At 56.5% G+C, this 14,384-nt stretch carries 13 protein-coding genes and 1 pseudogene; 7 read left to right on the forward strand and 7 right to left on the reverse strand.

Going from position 1 to position 14,384, the window contains the following annotated elements:
- Window positions 1-95: 95 nt before the first annotated feature.
- The gene (locus tag O3S81_RS20415) at window positions 96-2,762 is read right to left on the reverse strand and encodes a UvrD-helicase domain-containing protein (protein WP_269346141.1); all 2,667 of its coding nucleotides are present in this window, start codon (window positions 2,760-2,762) and stop codon (window positions 96-98) included.
- Between the two features lie 94 nt (window positions 2,763-2,856).
- Window positions 2,857-4,248, reverse strand: coding sequence for a hypothetical protein (locus O3S81_RS20420; protein WP_269346142.1), 1,392 nt, complete (start codon window positions 4,246-4,248; stop codon window positions 2,857-2,859).
- 206 nt (window positions 4,249-4,454) lie between these two features.
- Between O3S81_RS20420 and O3S81_RS20425 the strand changes: the two are divergent.
- The 4 genes and pseudogenes from O3S81_RS20425 to O3S81_RS20440 form a co-directional block, all read left to right on the forward strand.
- A pseudogene (locus O3S81_RS20425) lies at window positions 4,455-4,895 on the forward strand (exonuclease domain-containing protein); the annotation flags it as partial.
- 231 nt (window positions 4,896-5,126) lie between these two features.
- The gene (locus O3S81_RS20430; RefSeq protein ID WP_269346144.1) at window positions 5,127-6,032 is read left to right on the forward strand and encodes a hypothetical protein; all 906 of its coding nucleotides are present in this window, start codon (window positions 5,127-5,129) and stop codon (window positions 6,030-6,032) included.
- A 268-nt stretch (window positions 6,033-6,300) separates the two neighbouring features.
- A complete protein-coding gene (locus tag O3S81_RS20435) occupies window positions 6,301-7,236 on the forward strand; it encodes a hypothetical protein (RefSeq protein ID WP_269346146.1) in 936 nt (311 codons plus the stop codon).
- A complete protein-coding gene (locus O3S81_RS20440; protein ID WP_269346147.1) occupies window positions 7,208-8,098 on the forward strand; it encodes a nucleotidyl transferase AbiEii/AbiGii toxin family protein in 891 nt (296 codons plus the stop codon). Before O3S81_RS20435 ends, O3S81_RS20440 begins: the two co-directional genes overlap by 29 nt.
- Window positions 8,099-8,346: 248 nt before the next feature.
- Here the strand turns inward: O3S81_RS20440 and O3S81_RS20445 are convergent, their stop codons facing one another.
- Window positions 8,347-8,514 carry a hypothetical protein gene (locus O3S81_RS20445; protein ID WP_269346149.1) on the reverse strand — a complete coding sequence of 56 codons (168 nt, stop codon included), beginning with the start codon at window positions 8,512-8,514 and terminating at the stop codon, window positions 8,347-8,349.
- 343 nt (window positions 8,515-8,857) lie between these two features.
- Between O3S81_RS20445 and O3S81_RS20450 the strand changes: the two genes are divergently transcribed.
- Both O3S81_RS20450 and O3S81_RS20455 read left to right on the forward strand, forming a co-directional pair.
- Window positions 8,858-9,112: a FitA-like ribbon-helix-helix domain-containing protein gene (locus O3S81_RS20450; protein ID WP_060726010.1), complete on the forward strand. Its 255-nt coding sequence runs from the start codon at window positions 8,858-8,860 to the stop codon at window positions 9,110-9,112.
- A complete protein-coding gene (locus O3S81_RS20455) occupies window positions 9,109-9,528 on the forward strand; it encodes a type II toxin-antitoxin system VapC family toxin (protein ID WP_269346151.1) in 420 nt (139 codons plus the stop codon). The genes O3S81_RS20450 and O3S81_RS20455 overlap by 4 nt, the downstream gene beginning before the upstream one ends.
- 141 nt (window positions 9,529-9,669) lie before the next feature.
- On the opposite strand, the gene O3S81_RS20460 is transcribed toward O3S81_RS20455, so the two are convergent.
- The 4 genes from O3S81_RS20460 to O3S81_RS20475 form a co-directional block, all read right to left on the reverse strand.
- Window positions 9,670-10,812 carry a Fic family protein gene (locus O3S81_RS20460; protein ID WP_269346153.1) on the reverse strand — a complete coding sequence of 381 codons (1,143 nt, stop codon included), beginning with the start codon at window positions 10,810-10,812 and terminating at the stop codon, window positions 9,670-9,672.
- 351 nt (window positions 10,813-11,163) lie between these two features.
- The gene (locus tag O3S81_RS20465) at window positions 11,164-11,547 is read right to left on the reverse strand and encodes a type II toxin-antitoxin system VapC family toxin (RefSeq protein ID WP_113082334.1); all 384 of its coding nucleotides are present in this window, start codon (window positions 11,545-11,547) and stop codon (window positions 11,164-11,166) included.
- Complete coding sequence (locus tag O3S81_RS20470) at window positions 11,544-11,744, reverse strand: type II toxin-antitoxin system VapB family antitoxin (protein ID WP_080868762.1); 201 nt, start codon at window positions 11,742-11,744, stop codon at window positions 11,544-11,546. The genes O3S81_RS20465 and O3S81_RS20470 overlap by 4 nt, the downstream gene beginning before the upstream one ends.
- Window positions 11,745-12,086: 342 nt before the next feature.
- The gene (locus O3S81_RS20475) at window positions 12,087-13,112 is read right to left on the reverse strand and encodes a LacI family DNA-binding transcriptional regulator (protein WP_269346156.1); all 1,026 of its coding nucleotides are present in this window, start codon (window positions 13,110-13,112) and stop codon (window positions 12,087-12,089) included.
- Window positions 13,113-13,276: 164 nt separating this feature from the next.
- Here O3S81_RS20475 and O3S81_RS20480 point away from each other — a divergent pair, with 164 nt between their 5' ends.
- Window positions 13,277-14,224 (forward strand): dihydrodipicolinate synthase family protein, encoded by a 948-nt coding sequence (locus O3S81_RS20480; protein ID WP_269346158.1) that lies wholly within the window; start codon window positions 13,277-13,279, stop codon window positions 14,222-14,224.
- The last annotated feature ends 160 nt before the right edge of the window (window positions 14,225-14,384 follow it).

Raw genomic sequence — 14,384 nt, forward strand, 5'->3', positions numbered from 1 at the left:
CAATTCAAAGTTGACGTTAAATGCCAAACTGCAAAGTGAAGTGAGAAATTCGTGATGTTTCCTAGGCGTAACGGACTCGGATCACCTTATACGGTTCAGTGCGACTGTGCCGTGTGATCACATTCAGGAAACTGATTGCACCCCAGAAACCGGCTGTTGTTCCGCCCTTTCCTCTCGATCAACTGTCCAACACGGCATTTGGGACATTGATGCAGGGGATCACCATCGATGGATTCAAAGTGTAGATTGTCGCTGGCGATTTCTGAGAGCTCGCGGATATATCGCGAAGGCTCACGGCTGTTTGTCAGCAGGAACACGCCACGGCTTGCGCGGGTCAATGCAACATAGAAGAGGCGACGCTCCTCAGCAAACTCGAAGGTTTCCGGTCGCGGCATGACAAGATTGAGCAGTTCATCATCCTCGATCCGGCTCGGCACCCCGTAATCGCCCTCGCTGACATCGAGCAGGATCGTGTAGTCGGCCTCAAGCCCCTTGGCGCGATGGAACGACAGACCCGAAACCTCGATATGCTCGAATTTTGGCGGTCTACTCCTGAACGGATCGAGTTGGTTGTAGCGCCACAGCACCATCACCTTGAGTTTTTCGCGTCCATCGCTCCGCCATTGCCCGGAAATCCCGCCCAGAAACGAATCGAGCCGCTGCAATAGCTGGTGGCACGCCTTGCCAAAATCCGGCTTGCTTCCTTCACCACTGATCGGAATGACCCGGAGGGAGCGCGGAATGGCCGGCCGCGTCGACCGCACCGACTTCCTCAATTGGGAGGAATTTCTTTGTACGAAGCTGGCGGCGGTCTCGGCGATCAACTGATTGCAACGGTATGTCTGCTCCAGACGCCCTCGCCAGCTTGCCCCGAAATTTGCCTCGAACTGAGCGAAGATCGTTACGTCCGATCCAGCAAAGCGATAAATCGACTGCCAGTCATCGCCGACTGCAAAGATCTTGGTGAACGGCTTCTGGTGTTTCAGCGCCTTGATCAGGTTTGCACGGGGCTCCGAGATATCCTGGAACTCGTCGACGAGGATCAGCGAGTAGGGGCTCCGGTATTGCCCGGTTTCCACAAGGCGTGTGGCGTTGGCGATCATCGAGTCGAAATCGATGCGGTTGGTTTCTGCCAGCTTCCGGGAATAAGTTTCTGTGATCTTCCAGATCGCTTGGGCAAATTCCCGGGCACGAGTCTGGTCATGAAGCGATTTGGCTCGCTCAAACAGCATGTCGAGAGTCAGATGGCTGGCCCTAATGTGCTTGATACAGACCGCGATCAGCTTGTGATAGTGCTTGATGACCACCGGTTCGAGAGCCTTGACGATGGCCGCGTAACTTTTTTGTTGGACCGGAATGCCTCGCTTCGTGATTTCTGCCTGTAAGGCTGTGAGCAGCGATCCATCGCGCGCTTGCGCAGACGTCGTCTGGAACACGTCCATTTCCGCCTTGCGATAGCCGGCCATCTTGTGTTCGGCATGGGTGGCGTAGTTTTCGAAGGGGGAGGAACCGTCTGCATTGATGGCCAGATGCTCATGGATGGTGTTGCTGGCCGGGTAATGGAAGTCCGGATGAACATGCCGGATCTCGCCGTTCTCCTCTTCGATCGGGATCTGACCCTCATACTCGAATTCGACCGAGTTCAGCCAGAGCCAGTTCACGATCGTCTGTTCCTGCAGCGATTTCACATACACGCCGGCCATTGTGCCAACGGTCGCATTGCCCTTCCGCCGACGCGCAGAGAGATAACGGTCGTAGTCGGATTTGGTATCGAACACCTCTGCTGGAATATCTGCCTTGGGATGAAGGACAAGGAGGTTGATCCAGAGCTTGGCAAATTCCACATCCGATCGCAGCAGCTCGTCGATGATCTGTTCGATGATCCTGGCTTCGCCGGCAGGGTGTTCCACCCAGTCTGCCAACTGGGGTGGGCGGCCTTCGACCTCTTCGATAATGCCGCGACCGAGCGCATGAAACGTGGTCACCTTGCATTCGAGATTTTTGGCGTCGACCGCAAGCTGCCGGGCTATCCGTTCCTTCAGTTCGTCGGCCGCGCTCTTGTTGAAGGCGAGCACGAGAATCTCTTCAGGGCGGTAGATCTGCTTGTCGAGGACATAGGCGACCTTGCCGACCATGGTGGCGGACTTGCCCGAGCCGGCAGAGGCAACGAGAAGATTGTTGTCCTCCAGCCGAATGCAAGCCTCGCGTTGCTGATCGGACAATGACCGGCCGTCCAGATTGTCGAAGAACGATCGATATCGCGTCAGCTCAGCCGAAACGAACGTGTCATTATATCTGTGGCGCACGTCCGGATAGGTGATGAAGGAAACCGATTGCGGAAGCGCCGTTTTCAAGGCGGCCGGCGTCAATTCCGGATCGAGCAGAGGGTGCGAGAGCGCTGCGGCGGCTTCATCATCCACACTGGCAATAGCCCGCGCGAGATCGGCATGGGCGAGATATTGGCGTTGGCCCTCCACGATACCCATCAGTTTCGCATCCACATCGGTCAAGCGTTCAGGATTGGAGCCGATCAGGTCGAAAAGGTGGCCGTTGATGAAACTGTAGAGATCAGCCGCCAGCCGGGTTGCGGCGTCTTCACCCAGACAGGGGAGGTTATAGGTCTGATTGCGAGATCGGACTTCGACCGAATGCCAAAGCAAAGCCTTGCCGACGGAAATAGCGACAATATCCAGGCAAGCGAGATTGGCGTTGCCTCTCTGAGAAATGTTTACGCTCTCTGGCAAGGACGGGCGCAGTGTCACCTTCCATTTCCCTTGGGGAAGGAGGCGGGCAAAGAATCCAGGCTGGTATGTTCGAACACGATCAGACATCAGGGTTCACGTAATACCGGAAAGCTTAATCTGGAAGCCATGCGCAATCGGTCCAATGCTGCTCGTACCGTTTCGCGAACTGCGTCATCTCCCGCACATTGGCCTGCGGCGTTTGGCAGGCTCGGGCGCAGGTGGTGACCACATCGCGGTAAAACGCCGGCGAAACCGGCTGGATGCCTTCGTAGTTCATCAGTAGGTCTGGAAGGCGTTCGGTGATCGCCTCGCCGCGAGGCGCCATGACAATGGTCGGCGGTGTGCTATGCGCGTTGATCAAAAAATACCTCCAGCTGGGGGCGGCCTGTCCCTGCGCCGGAACGAGTTCGCAGGGGCAGGCGTCACCTCCTCCGGAAATCTCCTGATAGATCGCTTCGATCGCCTGGGCTTTCCTGGCAATCAGCACGTAAGGGCCTGCAGGCGTATAGCCACCCATGCGCTCATCGTACTCGATACCCAGCAGGCGTGTCAGGTCGTGTCGGGCGGATCCGTCGAGAACGGCCCGTTCCGAGGTAAACCACTGAAGCTGACGCAGGGTGATTCCGGCCGTGGCCGCGATGTCTTTCGGCGGATTGGGCCAACAAGCTACCAGGTGCCTGGCGATTTCAGGCGTATTGTCGTGTTCTTCGTAGGCCGGTAATTCGTCATCATCATCGTCGTCGGTCTCTTCTGACGGGTCCTGTCCCAGAAGCAACCACGTTCTGCGGCTCATACCGTCATGATGAAAATAACGCGGCTGATCCGGCGGGAGCGATGTCTCCCAGGATGACAACCATGGGCCAGCTTCCCAGACTCTGTTTTCGAGTAGAACAGATGATGGTTCGCGCATCGGTAAACTCAGCCATTGCTCGATGCTGTCCTCCAGCTTTCGATTGCTCAGGCCGCGAGGACTGCGGCTCGCTCGCCGATCATGATCTGCATCTGCATCCAGACAAAGCGCTTCCACGGATGCCGCCAGCGACAAGTCGATCGGGTCGTGCCGTCGCGACAACCATCGGGAGGCATCATGAGCCGAGCGTAGTGATGCAGGAACTGTCTTATCCTTGGGGTCAGCAATCTCAAGGCGGATGCCGATTCTGGCGAGATCCGCCGCCAGTCCCGGATCTGCCTGTGCCACATAGCGGTTCACACGAAGAACATCTGGTAGGCCGCGCAACCCCTCGGCGTCTCTCCATGCGGTCAGCAGTACCTCGCATAACGATTTAGGCTGGTCGACAGGCGAGAATGTCAGCCAGCGGATCGGTAGACCGGCGACAGTGACGCCATAGAGCATGATAGGATGCAGTCCACGTTGTGCCGCATCTGCCAGCCTTATGGGATCGCGTACCGCGACGATGCCATGCTCAGCGTGGTGGAACAGGAATTTGGCGATCGAAACATAGAAATGATGTTCCCGGCGTGGCTGGTGCGTCTGATCATTCATGGCTGCTCTCAAATCATCAAATCAATGCCGTCATCCTACGATTTCGAGGCCTCACACCAAAGTAATTCCTGACTTCAAATGGCGATTGTTTGCGGATTGGTAGTCCAACGCTTCAAGCGAACCGGAAGAACGGGGGTGGTCATTGCTCACACCAGTGCCAATACGTATTGTGCGCTCGACAGCGCCTGCAATCGGATTGGAATGAAATGACCTCGCAGCTCGACTTCTTTGCAGCTCCTGTCGCCACGGAGCGAGTTGGCCGACTACAGCCAGTTGAGCAGGACGGGACGGGCATTGATGATGAAGCCATGGCCCATCATCTCGAAGCGACCGGTAATTACCGCATCCCGCGAAAACTCAAGCCGCGTCCGATCGTCGAATACCCGCGCCCGGGTTTTCCGCGTCGCGGCATTATTCTCGATACCGAAACGACCAGTCTCAACCACCGTACCGATGAAATCATCGAAATCGGCGCAATCGCTTTCTCCTTCAATGACGCGGGAGAGCTCGGAGACGTCACCGGCATCTATGGTGGCCTTCGGCAGCCAACAATCGCCATCCCGACCAACATCACCCGCCTGACAGGCGTCACCGACGCGATTGTTGCAGGTCAGGTTATCGACAATGTCCTGTTGAATGCCCTGATCGAGCCAGTCAGGACATCAGCCAACACCCGCAACCGCGGACGGTTTAACAAGTCTTCAGCTATGGTGTGGCCGCCTTCATGTGGTGTCTCCACATTGGCACTTTCATGTCGTTTAAAAATCGGCCACTCAATGAGCGGTTGAACACGGGCGGGCGGAATGGCGGACGACGGCGATAATTAGGAAGCGCATTGGAGCGGGACTTTCCAGCGGTTGAGGGCGGAAACCGTGATCATGGCGATCGTTATCGTCGCCATGACGCAACTGGAGCTGAACCTTTCGAAACTGCCGATCCTCGGCATCGAGTTTGCGAAATCGGTTCCCAAGGGCCCCATCCTGATCTTTCTCTATCTGTTCTTTTTCTATTTTGCCCTTGCCTGGTGGGTCCGTTACCGTCGGGAGAAGCTTTCTCTCGAGACCGAGCGGCGACGAATTGCCGAAATGCGACAGGGTATGGCTGACGTCATCGAGCAGACGAGGGGTTCGGCTCTGTCATTCACGGGCGATGTCGAAGCCAGCGCGAGCATCCTGCTTGAGAACATGTCCTCCGTTCGAAGCGCCCACGCGGCATTTATGCCGGAATTGGCCAATGCGGCGGCGGCATATGAGGGCAGCGTCGAACGGTTGCGGAAGATTGTCTCCGACGGGTTGCGTAGTGGACAGATCGGCCGGCAGGATAGTCTCATCAAGGACGCGTTTGCGCCCTCGCCGGTGGGTGAGAGGGTCCGCGAGGTCTATGGTTTGTTCAACCACTTCTCGAAGCTGGTCGAGGCAGCAGAAGAGCGCATGAATAGAGCCCTGGGCGAGGCGCGTGCCGAAATGCAGGTGAAAGGCCCGGCTTTCGAGCGGGCGATCACCGATCTGCGCAGCACTATCAATGATCACATCCGGCGGCTGCGAAACCTGCGGACAAGCATATTCTACGATCTCGAATTCCTCGGCTTCTACACGCCCCTCGCCTTTTCCGTCCTGCTTGCCGCTTATTCTCTGCCGCAAGGTTATGTTGATGCCAGGCCGGCGCTGGCAAAGTTTGCGGCGTGCGTGGCCGAGCCAACAGCCGGCCGATGCTGGTTTCGGATGCCGGCGCAATCGCCGCAGGTCGATCTGAGGCAGACGCCGCCGGAACTTCTGCCGCGATAGCCGGGCGGTTGCTGTTATCATGTCTTCCGCCCGCCCGCCGGTGGGGCATCACGAGATGTGCTGGGATAGTGCAAGGATTGACAGGTTCTGACGATCGAGTACAATAGACCCTAGGTCTCATATATCTTTCGTCCTTAGGACGAAAGATATATGAGACTTTGATATGTGGTCATGTCGATTGTTTTGCAAGGCACCTCAATCAAGTGTGTTTTTATTGACATCCTAATACGGGTAACCTAATGTCCTTAGGACATTAGGTTACCCGTATATGAAATTCGACGACGCAGTCCACCGTCTCTTGGCCGACAGAGGTGATCCCGTTATCACCGAGTACGAACTGTTTCGTCTGCTCTATGCCCTTCAGCGCGCCGGCGAATATGACGGTCGCAAACTGCGCGTGGGCAAAAATGCACCCGATCGGACCCGGTATCGCAATCTCGTCGGACGGCTACTGAACGATCGCTATCTGAGGCCGGATGTGGATTTCTATCCCCCGGAGGAATGGCGCCCGTCCGGTTACAACTTCGCCCGCGTCTTTCGCGTTTCCGATGTGCCGGATGGCAGCGCCGAGACCGTCACTGCCCTGGTCGATCCGTTCTGTTACATCTCCCATCTTTCGGCGATGCAGCGCTACAGCCTGACGAACCGTATTCCGGAAGCCCTGAGCCTGTCGACGCCCAAGACCTGGACCGCTTCCCGGTCGGCAAAGATCGATGCCGACTATGGTGCCGAGCGTGATGCGGACATCTATCTCGCACCGCTGGCGCAGTTGAGCTGGCCCCAGATCATTCGTCGCCGGCCGGTCGTGCTGCACAAGACCGTCCGATCTCCTGCCCTGCGCCAGATCCGCAACGAGGCGGCACGCATTGCCGCAATCGGTGAAACGTTTGTCCAGATGCTCGACCGGCCGGAACTGTGTGGCGGCATCGCGCATGTGATCGAGGTCTGGGACCAGCATGCGCAGATCTATGTCGAGGAGATCATTGCAGCCGTCGACAATGCCGAGGAATCGATCATCAAGGTGAGGGCGGGTTATCTGCTTGAAGAACGGCTAGGAATCACCGACGATCGCATTCTGGCCTGGACGTCATTCGCGCAGCGCGGCGGCAGCCGCAAGCTGGATCCCGGTGCCCCATACCAACCCCGTTTTTCCGAAAAGTGGATGATCTCTCTAAATGCCGGCACCCCAAACGATCCTTATTAATGCAGCTCTGTCGACATGGGTCGACGAGGCCAGGGCTGACCCAGTCACCTTCCAGGAGCGGCAAGTCACGGAAATACTGCTGCAGGCGATCGGCATCACGCAGGCACTACGTCAGTCGCTGATCCTCAAGGGCGGCATTTTGATGTCGCTGATGCACGGAAGTTACCGCCACACAGGCGATGTCGATTTTACCGCTATCGTCGATCCGGAACCCTATGCCGAGCAATTGAAGACAACGCTCGGGGGCGCCCTTCGGCGTGCAGCCGCTGAACTTGGTTACGCCGATCTCGTTTGCGCAGTGCAGCGCTTCGACTATCAGCCGAGGAAAGACGGCTTTTCCGGCTTTACTGCGCCGGCGCTCAAGCTGAGCATCGGGCACGCACGCAAGGGCACGACCGACGAGCAGCGGCTTGCGCAGGGACGGTCCACCCGCATCGTCGAGGTCGACATCTCGTTCAAGGAAACCGTCGTCAACACGGCGGAGATCGTCATCGAGGAGCCGGGTGTCACCATTCTGACCTATAGTGTCGAAGAAATCATTGCCGAGAAAATCCGGGCCATTCTGCAGCAGGTAAAGCGCAACCGCACGAGGCGGCAGGATGTTTTCGACATCGTATGGCTGCTCGATCGCTACCAGCCCGGGGACGAGATGAAAATCGTCATTCACGCGACTCTGCTGAAAAAATCGCAGGCGCGTGATCTCGACCCGGGTCCCGGCTCGTTCGATGATCCGGAGGTCAAGCGGCGTTCGGCCGAGGAATGGGAAACCATGCGCCTGGAAGTTGGCAACAAGCTCCCGGACTTCGAGACGGCTTTTTCACGGGTAGGCGATTTTTACCGCACCCTGCCATGGGGCAGCTGATCAACCGTCAGTCGCCTTACCTGGCAGGCATATTCCGCTTGAGGGCCGACGCGATAAAGCTAGTATTGTGGCGGCGGCGGCAAGGCCAGAGACGACACGACAACGTTGCTCGCTATCGAGATCAACGTCCGGCCATCCTATTCGCTTCGGGCTCTCCTGTGGAAGGTTTCACGGACGTGCTGTTTTACGCAGCCACCGACTGTGCGTAAGACACTGAAGCAGTGTTCGAGGATGCGGTCATCTATACCTCAGTCGATTTCGTCAGAAATTAATTCGGTGACCAGGCCATGTCTACTGCTGCCCAATGTGCCGTCACCGCGCGAGGCGATGGACGCCAACTCGACTATCAATGCGGGGTCGCGGTGTTCAAGCGCCTGAAACGGGAAAAGGACGATGGCTTGGCGGCCGCCCTTCATTGACGGGTTGCCAGCCCGCAAAGCCGCCGAAACCGACGCACAGACACCGATGGTGGAGCCGGCATGGCCGCCAGACATGCTTGACCGAACACGGTTTCACTCCTCTGGAGCGAAATCACCATCGTTCCCCTAAACAATGTTGCGTCTTCGGCAGCGCGTTGTCCTTTCAACCACTTACTGATTCCCACTCTTGATGGATAAAGCTGGGTCGCCGGTTCGTACCCGTTCAAGGCGGTATGTATGATCAGATCGGATGTTCAGCATCGGTGGCGAACGTCTTGAAGTTTTCTGTCATTTTTTATATATTGCTGTCAAAGCTATCATTAGGATAAAGGTGATATCAATGCCGGCAGTCACCATTCGTAATCTTTCGGACGAAACGCATCGTGCTCTGCGGGTGCGAGCGGCTCATCATGGTCGGAGTACCGAGGCCGAAATCCGTGACATCATTGAAGCCGCTGTCCGTCCTCCTGAACGTATCAAGCTCGGAACTTTGCTGACGGGCATTGGTCGCGACGCCGAACTTTCCGAAAGCGACGTTGAAGCCCTGCAGAAAAGTCGCGACAAGACAACTGCTGAACCGATGACGTTCGAATGATCTTGCTGGATACCAACGTTATATCTGAGCCGTGGAAACCGGTTCCTGATGAGGCAGTAATTGCGTGGTTGGACGCGCAAGTTCTCGAAACGCTTTTCATATCCTCAATAACGATTGCTGAACTTCGTTCTGGTATCGCTGCCATGCCTTTTGGGAAACGGCAAACTACCCTCCGCGATCGCCTTGAGGGTGAAGTTTTACCCCACTTTTCCCAGCGCATCCTTTCCTTTGATCTGGCTACTTCTCAGTTTTACTCAGACCTCATGGCACGCGCTCGATTATCTGGGAAAGCGATTGGCACAACTGATGGCTACATTGCAGCCACAGCGGCAGCAAACGGCCTCGCGATCGCAACGCGCGACACGAGCCCGTTCGAGGCAGCTGGGTTGAAGGTGATCAATCCCTGGTCCAAATGACGAAAGTGTGCGCGTAGGTGTCGTAAGTCCGATTCTCATCAAGAGCAACCTGCCCCGCCCTTCAAGGGCAACTCTCTTGATAAATTCGCGGCGCTGAATATGTGCACAAAGTGGTCTCGGGGCATCATCGGCGACTGGATTTTATCCAGAGGAGGGAACGTGGTTCCTGGGGAAGTTTAAAACCAGCTCATAGGCCGTGCTTCGTCCTCCAGCCTCACCTTTTTGCAGGATGCCTTTCGCCATCAGATCCGCTATGTCGCGAGAGGCAGTGTCCTGGGATGCGTTCGTCAACTTTGCCCATTTTGTCGACGTGAGCTTGCCCTGGAAATTTCCCTCTAGCAGCCGGTTTAGGACCTTGGCTTGTCGCGGATTGAGATTGCTTGCAGCATGCGACTGCCAGAAATCATTTTTCAGCATCACGTTATCGAGGGCCAGCAGCGCCTCGCTAACAGCATTGCCCAAACGATCGAGGAACCACTCGATCCAGCTTGTGATGTCGAGGCTTTCCTTGCCGGTAACTGATTGCAGGGCTTCATAATACCCGATACGGGATCGCTCGATTGCTGCGGACATGGAATAAAGCCGCTGGGCGCCCCCACCACTGCGTGCAAGCGTCATGTCGGCGATTGCGCGAGTTATGCGGCCGTTTCCATCGCCGAAAGGGTGGATAGCAACGAACCAGAGATGAGCAATGGCTGCCTTAATGAGAGGATCCAGTTCGTGCTGTCCGTTAAACCACTCAAGGAAGGCTGACATCTCAGCTTCCACGCGATCTGCGGGCGGAGCAACATAGTGGATTCTCTCGTGCCCGAATGGACCGGAAACGATTTCCATACGACCGCCAGAGTCGTCACGCCAATCGCCGACGCGAAGCTTATGGCCCCATTCGTTGCGGCCTGTCGGAAAAAGGGCCGCATGCCATTGGAATAGTCGCTCTGCCGTCAGTAGCTCTGCGCAATTGATCGTGGCATCGAGAGTGATATGGACGATGCCCTCAACCGAGCGGTTTGGCGTCACAAACCCATCGATATCGATACCGAGCCGCCTGGCGAGCGAGGAACGAACCTGTTGCTCATCCAGCTGTTCTCCCTCAATCGCTGACGACTTTACCACGTCATCGGTCAATGCTCTTAGAAACGTCGCCTCGCGTGTACGAAAACCGAGGCCCTCGACGCGGCCAATAAGACGTCCTTGATCAAGGCGTACGGCCGCAATCCTTGATGTAGGGCGGTCAATATCCCACTCGAATTTCGGCCAGAGGGCGCACTGCCAGATATAACTCATATCCCACGATAGAGCTCATCTGCGGAGAATAGCAAGATTTATCTCCGCAAAGTTGCGGAGATTTTCTCCCGTAATCTCCGCACCCACCTGAAGCCGGGTGCACAAAACAGCGTCGCCACGCTTGTGTAACGGCTCCGGCTAAGAGAACCGATGCTCGCTGACCTGATCCTCACGTGAGGCAGCCCAGACCAACAGACTGGGATATGAAAATGCAATCGGATCAATAATTTAAGTAGATCAATGAGGGTTGCGTTCCTGAAATAATGCAGGTTTGCATTCGTATATCGCGGGTTCGAGTCCCTTCAAAAGCTTTTAAGTTATGAATTTGGACGGCGCTCACGCCTGCACCGACTAATTGGGTGGGATCATAGGTGTATGCAGCACGGCGCCTGTCTTTTGAGCAGCTGCTGTTAGGCGTTTGTCTCTGGTCCACAAGCTAGATCGCCCGTCAAGCAGCGTCGAAGCCAACAAGTGTGCATCCGTGTAGCCGATTCCCATGCTGAATATCGAATGCCGATCTATCATCGTCATGACTTCGGCGTGCGTGGCGACGAATGCTTCGCGCTGTGCCGCAAAATACGCCATCACGGCATCACGGTCCCGCAGACTGCCAAGCGCCAATTCGCCGATAATCGCAGGGTGGCAGAGTAGGCGGTCGTCCTCGATAATTTTGCGTAGCTCTGAGTCTCCGTAGCGGAAATGATCAATCCAGATGGAGGTGTCCACAAGAATCACTTTGTCGCTTCGCTCCGGCGGCGAGGAGCTGCTTGTGCATCGGGCATGGAGCCCCCGAGCGCGAGGAGTCGCTTTCCAGACTCGACTCGCACAAGTGTTTCCAATGCCTGGCGGACAAGCGCAGCCGTTTCCTTGGTTCCGGTTAGGGATCTTGCTCGTTCCATGAGGTTATCGTCGAGATTGATAGTGGATCGCATGAAAAAACTCCCGCATTAAAGCGGCATTTATAGCACCATTTGGTGCCGAAATCTACGCCTTCCTGTGCTCGCTATAATATAGCAACCGCCTGCCGACCAGAATTGTCTCAGGGTCTTCGGTTCAAATCCCGTCAAGGTGAAGAAGACTTCAGCTATCGATGCCATCCTGATGCCTGCCGCACAGAAGACATCGCGCCGGCGGTCGCGTCATGTCGCCTCTGCGCCGGTTGAAATCAAAGCAAGTCAAGCGGTTTTTCCGTCTCGAGCATTGCTCAGCTCCCCTGACCGGCTTCAGCGGTCGCCAAACCTTTCGCCCTTGCAGGCAAAACGTGTCTGCCCGAACTAAACGTGGAGCCTTGCTGTCGATTTGCGCGGGATCAAAGTCGGGGCTGACACGAGAATTTGGTTTTCGCGGACAACAGTTGTATGCGTGAGCAAGTCGAGTGCGTTGGCCGCGATCTGATCAAAGGGAACGCGCAGTGTTGTGAGTGGTGTCGAGAGATGGCTGACGATCGGGATATCGTTGTAGCCGACCAGGGAGACGTCATCCGGCACAGAGAGCCCCATCTTGTTCAATGCCGAGAGAGCGCCGATCGCCGTATTGTCGTTGACGGCAAAAATTGCAGTCGGTGGATTGCCAAGTGCCATGAGCTTCGCGACCGCTTCTGCTCCCGACTGGATACTGAATGTCGACGGGATGATCAGGCCGGGATCGATTGCAATTGATGCCTCTTCAAGGGCCTGCCTGTATCCGTCGACGCGTCCGGTCGCGCTGGATGCGTAGTTTGGACCCGCAATCAAGCCTATCCGCTCATGGCCCAAATCCAGTAAATGACGCGTCGCAAGATAACCACCGAGCCGATCGTCGCCCACGGCAGAGAGGCTGTGACGATCCGTTCTCAGCGCCAGTACAAAGGGGACACCCCGTTCTCTTAATTCATCGGGGAAACTATCGTCATCGCGCGCGGTGGATAATATTAATCCATCCACACCTCGATTGAGAAGCGACTCCGCTGCCAGGCGGTCCGCCTGCGGTTTATCCTCGGTCGTCGCAACGATAGCAAACCGTCCGGTCCGGGCGCAGGCTTTGACGATTGCCTCATACAGCATCGCCATGACGGTATCCGTTAACCGCGGAACGATGACGCCGATCGTCATCGTGCTACCGCGCCGTAGGCTGGCAGCTGAAACATCCTTCACATAACCGAGTTCCGCGGCAATCTTGCGCACACGCTCGGCAGTTTCGCTGTCGGACCGCGGCAGTCGCTCATCGAGGATGCGCGAGACAGTCGATTTCGACACTCCCGCCGCAGCGGCAACACTGTGAACAGTCACACGCGGTTGTCGAGGACGCTCTTTTGATTCCATTGTCTTTTTTCCATTCCACGTCTGTTGCCGGGCGCACGCCGAGTACATTGCACGAAAAACGCGGTTGACTCCAGAACAATTCAGATCGATAACGGGAACGTTCCCATTAACGATCCCGTCTGCTGATCGATTAAGGACAGCAGCTGATAAGGAGGAGAAATTAGATGCAACCCATGGATCTTCGTGGCCTCAGCCCGGCACCCGTCACCGCTTTCACGCGTGATGGTGAGGTCGACTACGCAGCCAATGCAAAAATCGCCAAGTGGCTTGCCTCGATGGATGGCGTAAAGAGCCTCGTCATTCTCGGCCATGCCGGCGAAGGCACGTTCCTGACTGAAGACGAGCGCCTGGAACTCATCCGCATTTACGTTGATGCTGTTGGTGGTTCGCTGCCCATCATCGCCGGTATTACCGGGGAAGGTACGCGGGTGGCTGCAGTAGAAGCCAAGAAGTGCAAGGCTGCTGGTGCCACCGGCGCGCTCGTTTATCCTAACCACGGCTGGCTTCGCTTCGGTTTCCAGAAGGGTGCACCACAGGACCGTTACAAGGCGATCTGGGAAGAATCAGGCCTGCAGGAAATCCTGTTCCAGTATCCGGATGTGACCAAGGCGTCCTATGACCTGGATACGCAGCTGGCAATCGCTACCCAGCCCGGTGTCGTGGCGACGAAAAACGGCGTGCGCAATATGAAGCGCTGGTATGTCGAAATCCCGGAACTGAAGAAGGCCAATCCGAACCTGCAGGTCCTCAGCTGCCACGACGAATGGCTTCTGCCAACGATGTTCGATGTCGACGGTCTACTCGTCGGCTATGGCAATATCGCGCCCGAGCTTCTGATCGATCTGATCAAGGCGGGCAAGGCACAGGACTATCCGCAAGCGCGCAAGATCTTCGAACAATTGCTGCCGGTGACCCGTGCGGTCTACCACCGTGGTTCACATATGGAAGGCACTGTCGCCCTGAAACTCGGCCTCGTACACCGTGGGGTTCTCGATCATGCGACGATCCGCGAGCCTTTGAAGAACCTCGGCGAAAAGGCGGAGCAGGAAATCTTTGCTGCCTTCGAGGCAGCCGGCATCGGCCGCGTCGAGCAGTTGCTGGCCGCTGAATGATCTTTTGCCGCCCCCTGCATGCGCTCGGGGCGGCAAGCCAAAGGGGCCGGCCTGAGCAAAGCAGCAGGTCCGCACCGGAACAAGTTTATCTCTGACAGGAACGCCGAAACATCGTAGCAACAACGCAGGGAGCGTATCCGTAGCCGGGAGCGAGAAAGGC

Origin of the sequence: Agrobacterium sp. SOY23, from assembly GCF_027212525.1 — a bacterium.
In the GTDB taxonomy this organism is placed as follows: domain Bacteria; phylum Pseudomonadota; class Alphaproteobacteria; order Rhizobiales; family Rhizobiaceae; genus Agrobacterium; species Agrobacterium tumefaciens_I.

What these genes read in the sequence shown, in the direction of transcription:
- O3S81_RS20420 (WP_269346142.1), bottom strand. Translation starts at nt 4,248, where the DNA reads ATGAATGATCAGACGCACCAGCCACGCCGGGAACATCATTTCTATGTT.
- O3S81_RS20430 (WP_269346144.1), top strand. Translation starts at nt 5,127, where the DNA reads ATGGCGATCGTTATCGTCGCCATGACGCAACTGGAGCTGAACCTTTCG.
- O3S81_RS20435 (WP_269346146.1), top strand. Translation starts at nt 6,301, where the DNA reads ATGAAATTCGACGACGCAGTCCACCGTCTCTTGGCCGACAGAGGTGAT.
- O3S81_RS20440 (WP_269346147.1), top strand. Translation starts at nt 7,208, where the DNA reads ATGCCGGCACCCCAAACGATCCTTATTAATGCAGCTCTGTCGACATGG.
- O3S81_RS20445 (WP_269346149.1), bottom strand. Translation starts at nt 8,514, where the DNA reads ATGAAGGGCGGCCGCCAAGCCATCGTCCTTTTCCCGTTTCAGGCGCTT.
- O3S81_RS20450 (WP_060726010.1), top strand. Translation starts at nt 8,858, where the DNA reads ATGCCGGCAGTCACCATTCGTAATCTTTCGGACGAAACGCATCGTGCT.
- O3S81_RS20455 (WP_269346151.1), top strand. Translation starts at nt 9,109, where the DNA reads ATGATCTTGCTGGATACCAACGTTATATCTGAGCCGTGGAAACCGGTT.
- O3S81_RS20460 (WP_269346153.1), bottom strand. Translation starts at nt 10,812, where the DNA reads ATGAGTTATATCTGGCAGTGCGCCCTCTGGCCGAAATTCGAGTGGGAT.
- O3S81_RS20470 (WP_080868762.1), bottom strand. Translation starts at nt 11,744, where the DNA reads ATGCGATCCACTATCAATCTCGACGATAACCTCATGGAACGAGCAAGA.
- O3S81_RS20475 (WP_269346156.1), bottom strand. Translation starts at nt 13,112, where the DNA reads ATGGAATCAAAAGAGCGTCCTCGACAACCGCGTGTGACTGTTCACAGT.
- O3S81_RS20480 (WP_269346158.1), top strand. Translation starts at nt 13,277, where the DNA reads ATGCAACCCATGGATCTTCGTGGCCTCAGCCCGGCACCCGTCACCGCT.